Source organism: Weizmannia sp. FSL K6-3076, from assembly GCF_038007245.1.
GTDB classification, from domain to species: domain Bacteria; phylum Bacillota; class Bacilli; order Bacillales; family Bacillaceae_C; genus Weizmannia; species Weizmannia faecalis.
Genome location: NZ_JBBOWU010000001.1, coordinates 2461482 through 2478381, shown reverse-complemented (window position 1 = coordinate 2478381; position 16900 = coordinate 2461482). Strand labels below are relative to the sequence as shown.

Genomic DNA, 16900 nt, shown 5'->3' with positions numbered 1-16900 from the left:
TCATAGGTAAATATTGTTTTTTCATAAACCCGTTCATAGATTCCCCTCCCCCACACAAAATGCTCCGGCCATTTAAACCGTTTGCAGCTTTCCCTTTCTTAAAGGTAGCATCCAAAGCCGGCTTATGCAAGCTTACACCCATGTTTTTTCATTTTTTCGAAACCGCTTTGCCGGATGCAGGGAGCGGGACAAGTCAAGGCAAGGAATAGATTTCCGCGTGCGGCGGTTCCTCAAGTTTGGATTTCTTCAGTTTTCCTTTTTCAACCAATTCCCCGATGACCCTCTCTATTTCACGAGGGTCCGTGTCAAATAGATCGGCAAGCTTGACAGTAGACAGTGCAGTATATTTCGGTTCTTTTGTGGATGAGATAATCATGTTTTTGATTCGTTCAAACAATTCCGCTTGTTCCATGGTTTGATCCCCTTTTTAAAAAAATCTACTTTTATTATACGCAAAATGGTAAAGAAACAATCCCAAATCAGTTATAGAAGAAAGTCAATTGGCAATCCTAATAAAAAAGGCATGATTGGGGGACCGATGATGGAAGAAGCAACCTTTTCGATTCGAATAAACGGGCAAGAACTGGCGGCGCGTAAAGGGCAAACGATTTTGGAAGTGGCCAACGCCCACGATATGTACATCCCCGCGATCTGTTACCATCCGAATCTCGGATCGATTCAAACTTGTGATACCTGTTTTGTGAACGTAAACGGGAATCTGGTGCGGGCATGTGCAACCAAGGTAGAGCCGGGAATGGAAGTGGAGTCCGGTTCCAAACCTGTAAAAGATGCCCAATATGAAGCAATGTCACGGATTCTGAAAAACCACGAGCTTTATTGCACCGTGTGTGACAACAATAATGGCAATTGTGTTGTCCATAACACGGCCGAGCATCTTGAAATCGAGCATCAAAAATACCAGTTTGAAGCTAAACCCTACCCGCCGGACCAATCCCATCCTTTTTACCGCTATGAACCGGACCAGTGCATTCTTTGCGGAAGATGTGTTGAGGCCTGCCAGGATTTGCAAGTCAATGAAACATTGACGATTGACTGGGACCGGGAAGTGCCAAGAGTGATCTGGGACAATGATGTTCCCATCGATGAGTCCTCTTGTGTATCTTGCGGCCATTGCGTCACGGTCTGCCCGTGCAATGCGCTTATGGAAAAGTCCATGCTCGGGGAAGCAGGGTATTTAACCGGCATTCCGCAAAAAGTGCTGGAGCCGATGATCGATCTCACTAAAGAAGTCGAACCGGGATATAAAGAGATTTTTGCAATATCCGAAATGGAAGCGGCAATGCGAAAATCGAGAATCAAAAGAACGAAAACCGTTTGCACCTATTGCGGTGTCGGCTGCAGTTTTGAAATTTGGACAAAAGGGCGCCACATTTTAAAAGTCGAGCCGCAGGAACATGCGCCAGTAAACGGCATCTCGACATGTGTCAAAGGAAAGTTCGGGTGGGACTTCGTCAACAGCGAAGAACGTTTAACAAAGCCGTTGATCCGCAAAGGGGAAGAATTTGTTGAAGCAAGCTGGGATGAAGCCCTGAATCTGATCGCAAGCAAATTGCAGGAAATAAAAGAACAGCACGGGCCGGACGCGCTTGGCTTTATTGCTTCATCTAAATGTTCGAATGAAGAAAACTATCTCTTTCAAAAATTCGCCCGCGCGATCATCGGTACAAATAATCTGGATAATTGCTCGCGTTACTGCCAGTCGCCGGCAACGTCAGGGCTTTTGCGGACCGTTGGTATTGGCGGGGACTCCGGCACCATCCGGGATATCCAGCAGGCGGATTTGGTGGTTACGGTGGGGGCGAACCCGGCCGAATCCCATCCTGTCCTTGCGACACGCATTAAACGGGCGCACAAATTGCATGGACAAAAGCTTATGGTCGTCGATTTAAGGGAAAACGAACTGGCCAGCCGCGCCAATTTATTTATTCATTCGAAGCCAAGCACAGATTTGATTTGGCTTAACGCCGTGACAAAATACATTCTCGATCAGGGCTGGGAAGACAAAGCATTTCTTGAAGCCAGGGTCAAAGGGCTAGACAAGTTCAGAGCTTCACTGGAAAAATACACGCTGGCGTTTGCCGAGGAGAAAACCGGCATTTCGAAAGAGAACTTAATCAAAATGGCAACGATGATCCATGAAGCCAAATCCGTATGCATTCTTTGGGCGATGGGCATCACCCAGCACACATGCGGGACGGATGCAAGCACGGCCATTTCCAACTTGTTATTGGTTACCGGTAATTACGGCCGCCCTGGGACGGGGGCATATCCGCTCAGAGGGCACAACAATGTGCAAGGCGCCTGTGATTTTGGAACGATGCCCGCTTGGTTCCCGGGCTACGAACCAGTAGAAGATAATGAAGTGAGGGAACGGTACGAAAAGGCTTGGGGGGTCAAACTTCCGGAAAACCCGGGGCTTGACAATCATCAAATGATCGGCGGGATAAAAAGCGGCAAGCTCCGGGGCCTCTACCTGTTCGGTGAAGAAATGGCGATCGTTGATTCCAATATTAATTTTGTGGAAGAACATCTGGAAAAGCTCGACTTTTTTGTTGTACAGGATGTGTTTTTCAGCAAAACGGCCCAATTTGCCGATGTGATCCTGCCGGCTGCGCCGAGCCTTGAGAAAGAAGGGACGTTTACAAATACGGAACGGCGCATCCAGCGCTTTTACCAGGTATTTGAACCGATGGGTGAATCGAAGCCGGATTGGGTCATCTTTCAGGAGCTCGCGAACAAAATGGGAGCCCAGTGGCATTACCAGCACCCCGGCGAAATCATGGCAGAAGCGGCAAGCCTAGCAAAGTACTTTGCAGGCATCAGCTACGAGAGACTGGAAGGGTTTAACAGCCAAATATGGCCGGTTAAAAAAGACGGTACGAGCACACCGCTTCTATATCAAGACCGTTTTGCCTTTCCGGACGGTAAAGCCCGACTGGTACCGGTTGACTGGGAACCGCCTTTTTCAGCCGGGGAGGGATTTGATTACCATCTTAACAACGGCCGCTTGCTGGAACAGTTCCATGAAGGGAATTTGACGGACCGTTCTCCGGGCATCCATCACAAAGTGCCGGAGCCGTGGCTTGAGATTTCACCGGAGGCAGCAAGTGAACGGGGGATAAAAGACGGGGCGCTTGTACGGCTGACATCGCCTTACGGAAAGGTGAAAGTACGGGCCGTTGTGACCGGGCGGGTACAAGGAAAAGAATTGTACTTAACGATGAACGCCCGGAAAGAGGATGAAATGGTGAACCGGCTGACGAGCAGCTATCATGACAGGGTGACCCATACCCCGAACTATAAAGAAATGGGCGTAAAAATGGAGATTTTAGAGGAAAAAGGAAAACCGCCGCTGCCAAAGGTGAACCACCGTTATGGCAATCGGATTCCGCAAATCAGTGTAAGAGTGGAAGAAAAATGGAAGCGGGATGACTTTATCCCGATCACGGCATTATTTTCACCGGGAGGAAAAGCATATGGCGAAGGTGATCAGGCAAACGGGACGGGCCGGTAATGAGAAAGAAATCCGCGGACGGGAAGGCTCTGTTCCGGCCGTGAAATTAATAAAGCCGGGAGGGAAAGCATATGGCGAAGGCGATCAGGCAAATTAAACAAGTGGATCCGGCCCCGGAAGAATGGCAGGCAGCCTCTCTGTCGGCGGTTGTAAAGGCAGCCGCCGAAAACGGGGAATCACTGATTAAACTGTTAGAGATCATCAAACAGCTGGATGGCATGGGCGTGCTTAATGCGATGGAAGGTTTGCTCCAAAACCGCGTTGACGTTGCCGAAATTGCCTTAGGGCAACTAAACCAGCCCACCATGTACCATGTCGTCAAAAACGGGATGAACGTATTTAAATTTTTAGGCGCCATCGATCCGGAACAACTGCAAACGATCTTGTCAGGCATCACGAGCGGGTTTGAAAAAGCAGCCCAATCCGGGGGCCAGGAGAGTCTGTGGAAGCTCGGAAAAAGCATGCGCTCCCCGGAAGTGAAGCGGTCGCTTGCCATGATGACAAGCATTTTGGCGGGGATGGGGGAAGCCATGGAGCAAAACCATTCGCTTCCTGAAGGAGGAACGGACATTGGCTAAAGGGATGTTGAAAGTAAGTGATATGGTGAATGAAGAAGATGCCGCCAAAGTCCGCCGCGCCCTGAATGAAGTCTGGGGCGTCCGCGATATTGAAATCAGTTTGGCAAGAAAAGAAGCGACTTTTACCTATAATGACCAATCGGCATCCTGCCACGATATGATGCAAGCCGTGACGGAGCAGGGTTACCGTGCTGAAATGATGGAACCATAAAAGGAGGAAGGCACTTGAAAGTATGCGAAATCTGCGGTTCCCAAACACCGGAAGAAAACGAAGCGGAATCAAGAAGAGTGCTTTATGTCTGTGAAAACTGCCGGACCGACCGGAAATTCGATTTTGAAGAAGAAAATTAAGCAAATGGCGTTGCGGCACCGCAACGCCATTTATGTGCGCAAATTTTCCGGCAAAAAAAATGGCGTCTGCGTTTGCCGGCTGCCCATATCCCCGGAAGCATGGGACTTCTTGCCATTGCATATACTAAAACACAAAAATGTTGTAAAATAAAAGACAATAGCAAGAGAAGCCTTTTATCATTGCCAAGGGGGGAATGTTATGGATCTTCAAGTCGGATTGTGGCAAAAGCAGTCAATGAAACTGGCAATGACCCAGGAATTAAAACAAGCAATCGAGGTTCTTCAGTTCTCATCCCAGGAGCTCGCATCTTTTTTGGAAGAAAAAGCTGCGGAAAATCCTCTCATCGAACTGTCCAGCGCCAATATTAAACTGGTCGATTCCCGTTTTTCCGGGCTGAGCCGTGTAAAGGGGCAGAAAAAAAGCCAGGACAAAAACTGGATTGAACAAATTCCTGCACAGACGGAAACACTTCCAGACTTTTTGATCAGCCAATTGGATATGAAAGCGTTATCAAACAAGATTTTGAAAGCGGTCCAACTTTATGCGCGCCATCTGGATGCAAACGGCTACCTTGCCATCTCGGTTCAGGAAGCGGCAAAAATGGCTGCCATTTCCGAAGAAGACGCCGAAAAAGCACTTGGCATTCTCCAGTCGCTGGATCCGGCCGGAATCGGCGCAAGATCGCTTCAGGAATGTCTACTGATCCAGATAAAAAGGGATCCGGATGCGCCCGGGCATGCGGAAGAATTGATCAGCCGCCATTTTCTCGATTTTGCCGAAAAAAAATGGAGAGGCATTGCGAAAAAACTTGATATATCCCTGCAGGAAATCCAGCGGGTATCTGATTATGTGCAGACGTTAAACCCGCGTCCTGGATCCGGTTTTATGGCAGATCGGCCGCAATACATCGTTCCCGATCTTTTGGTCAAAAATCATGCGGGAAAGCTCGAATTGTATCTTGTAGAAAACCAGGTTCCAAAACTCCGTTTGAATGAAAGTTATGCAAGCATGAACCCGGCCGGAGATGCCGGCGTCACCCGTTATTTAAAAGAAAAAACGCAGGAATATTACTGGATCCGAAAAAGCATCGAAAGCCGGAAAAAAACGCTGCTAAAAGTCGGCGCAGCACTGCTTGAAAAACAGCGGGATTTCTTTTTATATGGAAAAGGGCATTTGAAGCCGCTTACGATGAAAGAAATTTCGGATGACATCGGGATGCACGAGTCGACGGTGAGCCGTGCAGTGAGAGAAAAGTATATGGAAACGCCATTCGGGACTTTCCCATTAAAAACATTTTTCACGACCGCCTTGCCGGTTCGTTCTGCCGGCGGGGAAGAAGCAGCTTCAAGCGCCGAGGTCAAAAATGAAATTTCAGCACTTATAAGCGGGGAAGACAAGCGGAAGCCGCTTTCCGACCAGGCGATTGTGACCGTATTAAATGAAAAAGGGTTTGAAATCTCGCGCCGGACAGTGGCGAAATACCGCGAACAGCTCGGCATTCCGTCATCTTCCAAAAGAAAAAGGTACGAATAAGCCGGGAATATTTTTTCAAAACGGAAGTTTCGCGTTTCATCCGCCGGCAAAAAAGGACGAATCGGACGGGAACGGGCAAATTTCGCACACACTTTGAAATAAATAAATAACGGATCAGGCATTTGGGTATATCGGGTCGGGAGCACAGCCCATGTGCCTGCCACGAATGGCCGGAAAGGGGGAGGATTTTAAAATGGAACTGGTGCTATATACAAGAAAACAATGCCCGCTTTGTGCGGAAGCAAAAGAACAGCTGCAACTCCTGCAAAAGGAAATCCCGTTCCGGCTGATTGAAAAAGACATCGAAGCGTGCGATGCATGGACGGAAAAATACGGCCTTATGATCCCGGTTATCGAGTACAAAGGGGAACTGCTCGGATATGGGCGGATTCACCTTTTTGCCATAAAGGAGCGCTTACATGAAATTCATGAGCAATAATAGTTGAAATGCAAAATTTATCCTGCTAGAATGAAACATGTAGCGAGGGTAATTTTTTTTGAAGCAGGTGGGACAAAAAATGTCTCTGTGGGACTCAACACGACCTACATAATTATTTAAGGGAGTACATTATCTATGCGATCGTTGATAGAGGTTCAAAAAAAATTATACCCCGATATCCTCGCTGTCATGCAAAAACGATACCGGATTCTCCGTTCCATTTCTTTTGCGGAACCGGTCGGAAGAAGAACATTGGCACAAATGCTTGGCATGTCAGAACGCGTTCTCCGGAGCGAAACGGATTTTTTGAAAAACCAAAAGCTCATTGACGTAAAACCCTCGGGCATGTCGGTGACAAATGATGGTGCTGCCTTGTTACAAAATATGGAAAGCATGATGAGAGAAATATCGGGTATAAATGAAACGGAAGAAAAGCTGAAACAAGCTTTGGGCCTCGAAGACGTGGTCGTGGTTCAAGGGGACAGCGACAAAGAACCGTGGGTGAAAAACGAGCTTGGAAGGGCTTGTGCTGTAAGAATGAAAGCCGCCTTAACGGGAAACAATATAATCGCTGTAACCGGAGGATCGACGATGGCCGCAGTCGCAGATGTGTTAACTCCCGACATCAGTGCCAAGAGGCAGCTGCTGTTCGTGCCGGCCAGAGGCGGGATTGGTGAAGATGTCGCAAATCAGGCCAACACGATCTGCGCAAAAATGGCGGAAAGGACCGGCGGAAAACACAGGGTATTATATGTGCCTGACCAGGTCAGCCCGGAAGTGTACAAATCGGTCGTAAACGAGCCGTCCATTAAAGAAGTCCTTACCCTTATTAAACAAGCGGATATTGTGCTGCACGGCATTGGCGAAGCCATGACAATGGCAGAACGCCGCAAGACCGGAAAAGAAGAGATGGAGAAAATCATCCGTGGGCATGCAGTCGGAGAAGCGTTCGGGTACTATTTTAACGAACAGGGTGAAATTGTTCACAAGGTCCGGACGATCGGCCTGCAACTCGAGGATTTGCACCGGATCCGCCATGTTTTTGCGGTTGCCGGCGGGGCATCCAAGGCAAAGGCCATTAAAGCCTACATGAACACGAAACCGGAATCCACTGTTCTGATTACGGACGAAGGGGCAGCAAAACAAATTCTCGCTTGGCGCTAACCTGTTTTTAAAAGGGATAACCCTTTTGAAATATAAAATCTTTACGACTCAAGGAGGAAATACAAATGGCAGTTAAAGTTGGTATTAACGGATTTGGACGTATCGGACGTAACGTATTCCGTGCTGCTTTAGGCAATCCTAATGTTGAAATCGTTGCAATCAATGACCTGACAGACGCAAAAATGCTTGCACACTTGTTAAAATATGACTCTGTTCATGGCAACCTGGAAGAAGAAGTCACTGTAGACGGTGATTCCATCGTTGTAGACGGCCATAAAGTAAAAGTTTTGGCTGAACGCGAACCTGCAAATCTCGGATGGGGCGACCTCGGTGTTGACGTTGTTGTTGAATCAACAGGCCGTTTCACAAACCGTGAAGGGGCTGCAAAACACCTTGAAGCAGGCGCAAAGAAAGTCGTCATTTCCGCTCCTGCGAAAAACGAAGATATTACGATCGTAATGGGTGTTAACGAAGACAAATACGATCCTAAAAACCATAACGTCATTTCGAACGCATCCTGCACAACAAACTGCCTGGCGCCGTTTGCAAAAGTGCTGCAAGAAAAATTCGAAATCAAACGTGGTATGATGACAACTGTTCACTCTTACACAAACGACCAGCAAATTCTTGACTTGCCGCACAAAGACTACCGCCGTGCACGTGCAGCTGCACAAAGCATCATCCCGACTACAACCGGTGCTGCTAAAGCAGTTGCACTTGTATTGCCTGAACTGAAAGGCAAATTGAACGGTATGGCCATGCGCGTTCCGACTCCAAACGTTTCTGTTGTTGACCTTGTTGCTGAACTTGGCAAAAACGTAACGGTTGAAGAAGTAAACGCAGCATTTAAAGAAGCGGCTGAAGGCGAATTGAAAGGCATTCTCGCATACAGCGAAGAACCGCTTGTATCCCGTGACTACAACCATACAACTGTTTCTTCGACCATTGATGCATTATCCACAATGGTTATCGAAGGCAACATGGTAAAAGTCATTTCTTGGTATGACAACGAATTCGGTTATTCCAACCGCGTTGTTGACCTTGTTGAATACATCGCTTCTAAAGGCCTTTAATTTGAACGATAAAACGTTGCAGGGGGGTGGGGAAGAATCCCCTCTCCCTTTTTTCAATGCCTGTAAAACAAAAGGAGGTTCGTTTTGCCATGAACAAAAAATCGATTAAAGATGTTGAATTGCAAGGCAAACGCGTTTTCTGCCGTGTCGACTTCAATGTTCCGTTAAAAGACGGCAATGTAACGGATGATACAAGAATCCGTGCTGCCCTTCCAACGATCAAATATTTGGTGGAAAACGGTGCGAAAGTCATTCTTGCCAGCCACCTCGGCCGTCCTAAGGGCCAGGTTGTGGAAGAGTTGCGCCTCACACCGGTTGCAAAACGCCTGAGCGAACTGCTTGGAAAAGACGTCAAAAAAGCAAATGAAGCTTATGGCGAATCGGTTAAGGCGGAAATCAGCAAAATGAATAATGGTGACGTATTGTTGCTTGAAAACGTCCGTTTCTATCCGGGTGAAGAAAAAAATGACCCGGAATTGGCAAAGGAATTTGCATCTTTAGCTGAACTGTATGTAAACGACGCATTCGGCGCTGCCCACCGTGCCCATGCATCAACAGAAGGGATTGCCCATCACCTGCCTGCAGTATCCGGCTTTTTAATGCAAAAAGAACTGGATGTGCTCGGCAAAGCATTGTCCAATCCGGAACGCCCTTTTACTGCCATTATCGGCGGCGCAAAAGTAAAAGACAAAATCGGCGTCATCGACAATTTGCTGGATAAAGTCGACAACCTGATCATCGGCGGCGGCCTTGCTTATACGTTCGTCAAAGCACAAGGCCATGAAATCGGCAAATCGCTGCTTGAAGAAGACAAAATTGACCTTGCAAAATCTTTTATGGCAAAGGCGAAAGAAAAAGGCGTCAACTTCTATATGCCGGTTGATGCGATCGTAGCAGACGAATTCTCCGAAACTGCCAACAAAAAAGAGGTAGCGATTGAAGAAATCCCGGCTGACTGGCAGGCACTTGATATTGGCCCGAAAACGGTTGAACTGTATGCCAAAGTCATCAAAGAATCGAAACTTGTCATTTGGAACGGACCGATGGGCGTATTCGAAATGGACGCCTATGCAAACGGGACAAAAGGCGTTGCAGAAGCGCTCGCGGATGCAACCGGCACTTACAGCATCATCGGCGGCGGCGACTCTGCGGCAGCTGTTGAAAAATTCCATCTGGCAGAGAAAATGGACCATATTTCAACAGGCGGCGGCGCATCGCTTGAATTCATGGAAGGGAAAACACTTCCTGGCGTCGCAGCTTTAAATGACAAATAATTTTATCAGGAAAGGGAGTGTCCTTATTGCGTAAACCGATCATTGCGGGGAACTGGAAAATGAATAAAACCTTGCCGGAAGCGCTGGCTTTTACCGAAGAGGTAAAACATTCGGTACCTGGCGAATCTGTTGTCGACAGCGTCATATGTGCGCCTGCGCTCTTTTTGGAACGCCTGGTGGAAGCAACGAAAGGCACCCGCGTAAAAATTGGCGCCCAAAACATGCACTTTGAAGAAAGCGGTGCTTTTACAGGCGAGATCAGCCCGGTTGCACTCGCTGATTTGCATGTTGAATATGTCATCCTGGGACACTCTGAACGCCGTGAAATGTTTAATGAAACGGATGAAGCAGTTAATAAAAAAGTGAAAGCTGCTTTTGCCCATCATTTAACACCAATCGTATGCGTGGGAGAAACACTGGCACAACGGGAAAACAATGAAACAAAACAAATCGTCGGATCGCAAGTAAAAGCTGCTTTTGCCGGGCTTTCTGACGACGAGGCAAAACAGGTTGTCGTTGCCTATGAACCCATCTGGGCAATCGGAACAGGCAAATCTTCGACTGCCGAAGATGCCAACGAAGTTTGTGCCTATATCCGCAGTGTGATCGCGGACCAATTCAGCCGGGATGTTGCTGACAGCGTTCGAATTCAATACGGCGGCAGTGTAAAACCCGGCAACATTAAAGAATTCATGGAACAACCGGATATTGACGGTGCATTAGTGGGCGGTGCAAGCCTTGACCCACAATCTTATTTGCAATTATTGGAGGCGGTAAGCCATGAGTAAAGCACCTGTGGCATTAATCATCTTAGACGGCTTCGGCTGCCGGAAAGAAACATACGGCAATGCTGTAGCCCAAGCAAAAAAACCAAATTTTGACCGCTACTGGAAGGAATTCCCGCACAATCAACTCGGCGCAAGCGGCGAATCCGTCGGCCTTCCTGACGGCCAGATGGGGAACTCGGAAGTCGGCCATACAAACATCGGTGCAGGGCGTATCGTTTACCAAAATTTGACGCGCGTAGACATGTCGATCCGCGAAGGCGAGTTTGAAAAGAACGAAACCTTCCTCGGCGCGGTTGAAAACGTGAAAAAACACGGGACAAGCCTCCACTTATTCGGCTTGTTGTCGGACGGCGGCGTGCACAGCCATATCCGCCATATGTTCGCGCTGCTGAAATTCGCAGCCGATCAAGGTGTGAAAAAAGTGTACGTCCATGCTTTCCTTGACGGACGTGATGTAGGCCCGAAAACAGCGGAAAAATACATCAAAGCAACAGAAGAAAAATTTAAAGAATACGGTGTCGGCGAATTTGCAACGATTACCGGCCGTTACTATTCCATGGACCGTGACAAACGCTGGGACCGTGTGGAAAAAGCGTACCGCGCCATGGCATACGGCGAAGGCCCGAAATATCCGGACCCAATGGCGGTCATTGAAGATTCCTATAAAAACGGCATCTTTGATGAATTCGTTATTCCTTCTGTGATTACAAAAGAAGACGGATCACCGGTTGCAACGGTTCAGGATCATGACTCGGTCATTTTCTATAACTTCCGTCCTGACCGTGCCATCCAAATTTCAAATGCTTTTACGAACGAAGATTACCGCGCATTTGACCGCGGCCCGAATCACCCGAAAGATTTGTACTTCGTCTGCATGACACATTTTTCGGAAACGGTCAAAGGCTATGTTGCCTTCAAACCGGTCGGCCTTGACAATACAATCGGCGAAGTATTGTCACAGCACGGGTTAAAACAGCTGCGGATTGCAGAAACTGAAAAATATCCGCATGTAACGTTCTTTATGAACGGCGGGCGTGAAGAACCTTTTCCAGGGGAAGAAAGAATTTTAATTCACTCCCCTAAAGTAGCAACATATGACTTGCAACCGGAAATGAGCGCCTATGAAGTAACGGATGCTTTGCTGGAGCAAATTCGGAATGACAAACAAGATGCCATCATTTTGAACTTTGCAAACCCGGATATGGTCGGCCACTCCGGCATGCTGGAACCAACCATTAAAGCGATCGAAGCAGTCGATGAATGCCTCGGCAAAGTCGTGGACCTGATCCTTGAAAAAGGCGGCTATGCCATTATCACGGCGGACCACGGTAACTCGGATGAAGTGCTGACACCGGAAGGCAAACCGATGACAGCCCATACGACAAACCCGGTTCCGGTCATCATCACGAAAAAAGATGTTGAAGTGCGTGACGGCGGTATTCTTGCCGACTTGGCACCGACCATGCTTGATCTGCTGAACATTGAAAAACCGAAAGAAATGACAGGCACAAGCCTGATTAAAAAATGACCCTGTGTGGGGAAGCCTGATAAAAGGAAAATCGGGCCAAATGCGTTGAAAGTGACGCCCTAAAAACGGGAGCGCCATGCCTGGAAGGTGCTGCGGCATGGAAAGGGATGACACCCGGGGGCATGCCGGGAAAATTTCCCGCAGACGTGCCCTTAGCGCCATGCCTGGAAAGTGCCGGGCAAAGTGATGAAAACCCCATTTATGCATTGAAAAAGGAGAGATAAGAAGATGTCTTTAATATCTGATGTTTATGCACGCGAAGTATTGGACTCGCGCGGCAACCCAACTGTTGAAGTAGAAGTTTACACAGAAGACGGCGGTTTTGGCCGCGCATTGGTGCCAAGCGGTGCCTCTACAGGTGAATACGAAGCCGTTGAACTCCGTGACAACGACAAAAGCCGTTTCCTCGGTAAAGGTGTCGAAACAGCTGTTAAAAATGTGAACGACACGATCGCTGAAGCGATTATCGGCCGTTACGATGTATTTGACCAAGTCGGCGTTGATAAAGCAATGATCGAACTTGACGGCACACCGAACAAAGGCAAACTTGGCGCAAATGCCATCCTTGGCGTTTCCCTTGCTGTTGCCCGTGCTGCAGCAAACGAATTGGATTTGCCTTTGTACAAATACCTTGGCGGATTCAACGCAAAACAACTGCCGGTTCCGATGATGAACATCTTAAACGGCGGTGCGCATGCTGACAACAACGTGGACATTCAGGAATTCATGATCATGCCTGCCGGCGCTCCGACTTTCAAAGAAGCGTTGCGCATGGGTGCTGAAATTTTCCACAACCTGCGTTCTGTTTTAAAAGCGAAAGGTTATAATACTGCTGTCGGTGACGAAGGCGGTTTTGCACCAAACTTGAAATCGAATGAAGAAGCCCTTTCTACCATTATTGAAGCCATCGAAAAAGCCGGCTACAAACCAGGCGAACAAGTTTTGCTTGCAATGGACGTTGCATCTTCCGAACTTTACAGTGACGAAGACCATAAATACCATTTAGCCGGCGAAGGCAAAGTCCTGAGTGCGGAAGAAATGGTGAATTGGTATGAAGAATTAATTTCGAAGTACCCAATCATTTCGATTGAAGACGGTTTGGATGAAAATGACTGGGAAGGCTTCAAAATGTTAACAGAACGCCTTGGCAAGAAAGTCCAATTGGTGGGCGACGACCTGTTCGTAACCAATACTGAAAAACTTGCCCGCGGTATTGAAGAAGGCATCAGCAACTCCATTCTGATCAAAGTAAACCAAATCGGTACTTTGACGGAAACTTTCAATGCAATTGAAATGGCAAAACGTGCAGGCTATACTGCAATTGTTTCCCACCGTTCTGGCGAAACAGAAGACAGCACCATTGCAGATATTGCCGTTGCAACAAACGCCGGCCAAATCAAAACAGGTGCGCCATCCCGTACCGACCGCGTAGCAAAATACAACCAATTGCTCCGCATCGAAGACGAATTGGCTGAAACAGCCGAGTTCCTTGGCAAGAAAACTTTCTACAACTTGAAAAAATAATGCCATTCTGCTGCAGACTGCCCGGTTTTCACCGGGCAGTTTTTTGGTTGTACGGGAAAAATGAGGCTATCCGTTTTGCGTCTGGCTGACAAAAACGCGGAACGGGGTGAGGGACATGAAGGACAAAACAGGGATCGGTAACCAGAGAAATGTTCTTCACGGGCTTATGAAAGACAAAACGAGGAGCCGAGGTGAAAGAAATGTCCTTCATAGGGTTCATGAAAGACAAAACGGGGAGTTGGGACGAAAGAAATGTCCTTCATCGAGCTTATGAAAGACAAAAAGAGGCGCCTGGATGAAGAAAATGTCCTTCATCGAGCTTATGAAGGACAAAACGAGGCTCTGGAACGAAGAAAATGTCCTTCATAGGGTTCATGAAAGACAAAACGGGGAGTCGAGACGAAAGAAATGTCCTTCATCGGTTCCATGAAAGACAAAACGAGGCGCCGGGACGAAGGAAATGTCCTTCATTGGATCTATGGAAGACAAAACGCGGGCTGAGAAACAAGGAAATGTCCTTCAACAAGGTCATGAAGGACAAAACAGGGACCGATAACTAGAGAAGTGTCCTTCATCAAGCTTATGAAAGACAAAATGAGGCACCAGGGCGAAAGAAATGTCCTTCATCGGTTCCATGAAAGACAAAACGCGGGCTGAGAAACAAGGAAATGTCCTTCAATAAGGTTATGAAAGACAACGAGGCGCCGGGATGAAAGAGATATTCTTCATTAGCCCCGTGTAAGACAAAACAGGTACCCGGAAACCAAAAAACATCCTTCCTCATCGAGCCCATAAAAGACAAAACGGGGGCCGGACCAATAAGATGCTGTTCATTTTCGGACAATTATTCCGTATGTGTAAAATTTTACTCGACGGGGCAGATGAGTGGAAAAAAATGGGAAGACGCTCTATCATCTAATTGTACACTTCAAGATGAACATCTAGAGAGAGAGGTCTTCCCATGGATATTATATCAATAATTGCTGGATTATTAAAGGATACAAAGAGTCTTATCGAATTTGAAGAACAGCTTAAACTTCTGATGCAGAAGGCTTTTACACAATGGGTTGGGGAAATATTTGAAGAGTTAGATAAAATAATTAAACAGGAGAAGTTAGAGGAGGGCTGGGTGTACTGCCGGAGTGATAACAGAAGCGTTCAGTTTCTATTTGGAAGTGTGACTTTTAAACGTTCATTAATGCGTGATAAGAGAGGGAACTCACATTATCCCTTGGATGAATGCTTGGGGCTGGTACCCCACCAGAGATATAGCCCGTTAGTGGAATTAAAGGTGGCAGAGTTGGCAAGTGAGAACACCTATCGGGAAGTAGCTGATATTTTAAAAGAGTGGACAGCAGTGAGTCTTAGTCACACAACTGTAGGGAACATGGTAAAACACGTAGGGAAAACTCAGGCGGAAGCCGATAAGGCACTTGTAGAAGAGCTAGAAATAGCTGTTTCCCTGCCTGAGGGGAAGAAGGTAGACTACCTGTTTTCTGAAGCAGATGGTGTATTCGTTCGGGGACTAAAAAAGAAACAGAGTATGGAAGTCCACCACGCCATTCTCTATGAGGGATGGGAAACCAATGGTAAAAGGGTCTCCCTGCGTCAGCCCACAGTCATCATGACAACGGAAGCCATCCAGACATTTTGGGATGAAGTCCAAGCCACAGCTGCCAACACCTACTCCCTCGAAAAAACGCATGTCATTACAAACAGTGATGGAGGTGCGGGATACACAGCTGAACGGTTTCAAACAGCTTTCTCACAGTCGGAATTTCCGGTGCTCAACCAGCTGGATACCTACCACGTTGCACAAGCCATCATAAGGACATTTGGGGGCGGAAAGAGCGAGATCAAGGAGCAAATTAGAAAAGCGATTAGAACGCATGACCTGGACCAATTCACGTTATATTTGGATACGCACGAAAGCACCTTGACGGATAAAAAGGCTCTCAAGAAAATCAAGGAATTCCGTTCGTATATCTTGAAAAACTGGGACCGCATTTTTGACTGGAGGGACAGGGTGAAAAACGTGCCGGAAGGTGCGAGAGGCCTAGGAGCGATGGAATCGAATCAAAGGCATATCTCCTTCAGGATGAAAAAAAGGGGCATGCATTGGAGTGAACTTGGCGCAGAAGCCATGGTGAAAATCAAACAAGGCATACTCAATGGGACATTGAGAGAAGCCTATCTGAAACACCGTTCAAGAAGCGAGAGAAAGCAACGGAACTTGAAACAATCCATCAGGATGTCTCAACTACTCAAGCAGCCTGTACGCCCGTCAGTGGGCGTAAAGCACGGATCAGTTGCCCTGCATTCAAGCAGTTCATCGGCAATGGGACATTTAAGCAAAATATTAGAGCTTTCGTTTTAAGCCTGGCTCAGTGGGGACTGATCGTTGAGGCGCGCGAAATTCACGAGACTCCTGCGGGAAAAGCGAGCCAGGAGAGACCCCGCAGCGAGGTACAAGCGAGGAGGCTCGCCGGCCGCCCGCGGAAAGCGAGTGGATTTCGCGCGCCTCAACATCCCCGTTATCCATCTTTATACGGAAATATTACATCTTTTCCGAAAATTATACCGAGCAAGTAAAACACGGTAGCCGAAAGTGTACAAAAAGAGTGTCTTGGAATACCCGATATTTAAACCTTGTCGAGAAAAACTTGACACATACAATTATTCCAATGTAGTTGAACCCTGCCCCCCAATATGGTACACTCAAGATTAGGTATTGCCCGTCTCAGGAGGTGTGCAGTTGTGCATACATTGTTATTAACATTACTAATCATCGATTCAATTCTGTTGATTGCAGTCATACTGCTCCAGCCCGGGAAAAGCACGGGATTGTCCGGCGCCATTTCCGGCGGCGCTGAACAGCTTTTCGGGAAACAAAAAGTGCGCGGAATTGACCTTATTTTACACAGGATTACGATTGTGCTCGCTGTTTTATTTTTCCTGCTGGCCATCGGACTTGCATATATAAACCTATAAGGATATGCAAATCAGGCAACTTATAAAGAAGCCTTATCCGCACATGCCTGTAAACTTTATGACTTCCATCCCGGTCCCAAAATCCAGGCCGGGTATTTTTATGCGGATTGCTGGCATTTCC

15 protein-coding genes are annotated in these 16900 nt (G+C 47.4%); 14 read left to right on the top strand and 1 reads right to left on the bottom strand.

Annotation, left to right across the window (positions count from 1 at the left end; genetic code table 11):
• Window positions 1-193: 193 nt before the first annotated feature.
• On the bottom strand, window positions 194-412 hold the full coding sequence (locus NSS95_RS11875) for a PCI domain-containing protein (RefSeq protein ID WP_014097463.1): 219 nt from the start codon (window positions 410-412) through the stop codon (window positions 194-196).
• 129 nt (window positions 413-541) lie between these two features.
• On the opposite strand from NSS95_RS11875, the gene fdhF reads away from it, so the two are divergent.
• From fdhF to secG, 14 genes are all read left to right on the top strand, one after another.
• A complete protein-coding gene (gene fdhF, locus NSS95_RS11870) occupies window positions 542-3535 on the top strand; it encodes a formate dehydrogenase subunit alpha (protein WP_017551324.1) in 2994 nt (997 codons plus the stop codon).
• 71 nt (window positions 3536-3606) lie between these two features.
• Window positions 3607-4113 (top strand): DUF1641 domain-containing protein, encoded by a 507-nt coding sequence (locus NSS95_RS11865; protein WP_014097466.1) that lies wholly within the window; start codon window positions 3607-3609, stop codon window positions 4111-4113.
• Entirely contained in the window at window positions 4106-4324 is a 219-nt protein-coding gene (locus tag NSS95_RS11860) for a heavy-metal-associated domain-containing protein (RefSeq protein WP_014097467.1), read from the top strand. Before NSS95_RS11865 ends, NSS95_RS11860 begins: the two co-directional genes overlap by 8 nt.
• Before the next feature lie 14 nt (window positions 4325-4338).
• Complete coding sequence (locus tag NSS95_RS11855) at window positions 4339-4464, top strand: hypothetical protein (protein WP_014097468.1); 126 nt, start codon at window positions 4339-4341, stop codon at window positions 4462-4464.
• 199 nt (window positions 4465-4663) lie between these two features.
• Window positions 4664-5998 (top strand): RNA polymerase factor sigma-54, encoded by a 1335-nt coding sequence (gene rpoN / locus NSS95_RS11850; RefSeq protein ID WP_014097469.1) that lies wholly within the window; start codon window positions 4664-4666, stop codon window positions 5996-5998.
• A gap of 193 nt (window positions 5999-6191) precedes the next feature.
• Window positions 6192-6437: a glutaredoxin family protein gene (locus tag NSS95_RS11845; protein ID WP_014097470.1), complete on the top strand. Its 246-nt coding sequence runs from the start codon at window positions 6192-6194 to the stop codon at window positions 6435-6437.
• A gap of 135 nt (window positions 6438-6572) precedes the next feature.
• A complete protein-coding gene (locus NSS95_RS11840) occupies window positions 6573-7601 on the top strand; it encodes a sugar-binding transcriptional regulator (protein ID WP_014097471.1) in 1029 nt (342 codons plus the stop codon).
• A 65-nt stretch (window positions 7602-7666) separates the two neighbouring features.
• Window positions 7667-8674, top strand: coding sequence for a type I glyceraldehyde-3-phosphate dehydrogenase (gene gap, locus NSS95_RS11835; protein ID WP_014097472.1), 1008 nt, complete (start codon window positions 7667-7669; stop codon window positions 8672-8674).
• Between the two features lie 89 nt (window positions 8675-8763).
• Window positions 8764-9948, top strand: a complete 1185-nt coding sequence (locus NSS95_RS11830; protein ID WP_014097473.1) for a phosphoglycerate kinase — start codon at window positions 8764-8766, stop codon at window positions 9946-9948.
• A gap of 26 nt (window positions 9949-9974) precedes the next feature.
• Window positions 9975-10736, top strand: coding sequence for a triose-phosphate isomerase (gene tpiA, locus NSS95_RS11825; RefSeq protein ID WP_026684780.1), 762 nt, complete (start codon window positions 9975-9977; stop codon window positions 10734-10736).
• The gene (gene gpmI, locus NSS95_RS11820; protein WP_026684779.1) at window positions 10729-12264 is read left to right on the top strand and encodes a 2,3-bisphosphoglycerate-independent phosphoglycerate mutase; all 1536 of its coding nucleotides are present in this window, start codon (window positions 10729-10731) and stop codon (window positions 12262-12264) included. Before tpiA ends, gpmI begins: the two co-directional genes overlap by 8 nt.
• 228 nt (window positions 12265-12492) lie before the next feature.
• Complete coding sequence (eno, locus tag NSS95_RS11815; RefSeq protein WP_014097476.1) at window positions 12493-13788, top strand: phosphopyruvate hydratase; 1296 nt, start codon at window positions 12493-12495, stop codon at window positions 13786-13788.
• 961 nt (window positions 13789-14749) lie between these two features.
• Window positions 14750-16165 (top strand): ISLre2-like element ISBco6 family transposase, encoded by a 1416-nt coding sequence (locus NSS95_RS11810; RefSeq protein WP_340713910.1) that lies wholly within the window; start codon window positions 14750-14752, stop codon window positions 16163-16165.
• 380 nt (window positions 16166-16545) lie between these two features.
• Window positions 16546-16779 carry a preprotein translocase subunit SecG gene (secG, locus tag NSS95_RS11805; protein WP_014097478.1) on the top strand — a complete coding sequence of 78 codons (234 nt, stop codon included), beginning with the start codon at window positions 16546-16548 and terminating at the stop codon, window positions 16777-16779.
• Window positions 16780-16900 lie beyond the last annotated feature (121 nt).

Bases quoted from the DNA above. Each gene is read 5' to 3' on its own strand.
- NSS95_RS11875 (WP_014097463.1), bottom strand. From the start codon at position 412: ATGGAACAAGCGGAATTGTTTGAACGAATCAAAAACATGATTATCTCA.
- fdhF (WP_017551324.1), top strand. From the start codon at position 542: ATGGAAGAAGCAACCTTTTCGATTCGAATAAACGGGCAAGAACTGGCG.
- NSS95_RS11865 (WP_014097466.1), top strand. From the start codon at position 3,607: ATGGCGAAGGCGATCAGGCAAATTAAACAAGTGGATCCGGCCCCGGAA.
- rpoN (WP_014097469.1), top strand. From the start codon at position 4,664: ATGGATCTTCAAGTCGGATTGTGGCAAAAGCAGTCAATGAAACTGGCA.
- NSS95_RS11845 (WP_014097470.1), top strand. From the start codon at position 6,192: ATGGAACTGGTGCTATATACAAGAAAACAATGCCCGCTTTGTGCGGAA.
- NSS95_RS11840 (WP_014097471.1), top strand. From the start codon at position 6,573: ATGCGATCGTTGATAGAGGTTCAAAAAAAATTATACCCCGATATCCTC.
- gap (WP_014097472.1), top strand. From the start codon at position 7,667: ATGGCAGTTAAAGTTGGTATTAACGGATTTGGACGTATCGGACGTAAC.
- NSS95_RS11830 (WP_014097473.1), top strand. From the start codon at position 8,764: ATGAACAAAAAATCGATTAAAGATGTTGAATTGCAAGGCAAACGCGTT.
- gpmI (WP_026684779.1), top strand. From the start codon at position 10,729: ATGAGTAAAGCACCTGTGGCATTAATCATCTTAGACGGCTTCGGCTGC.
- eno (WP_014097476.1), top strand. From the start codon at position 12,493: ATGTCTTTAATATCTGATGTTTATGCACGCGAAGTATTGGACTCGCGC.
- NSS95_RS11810 (WP_340713910.1), top strand. From the start codon at position 14,750: ATGGATATTATATCAATAATTGCTGGATTATTAAAGGATACAAAGAGT.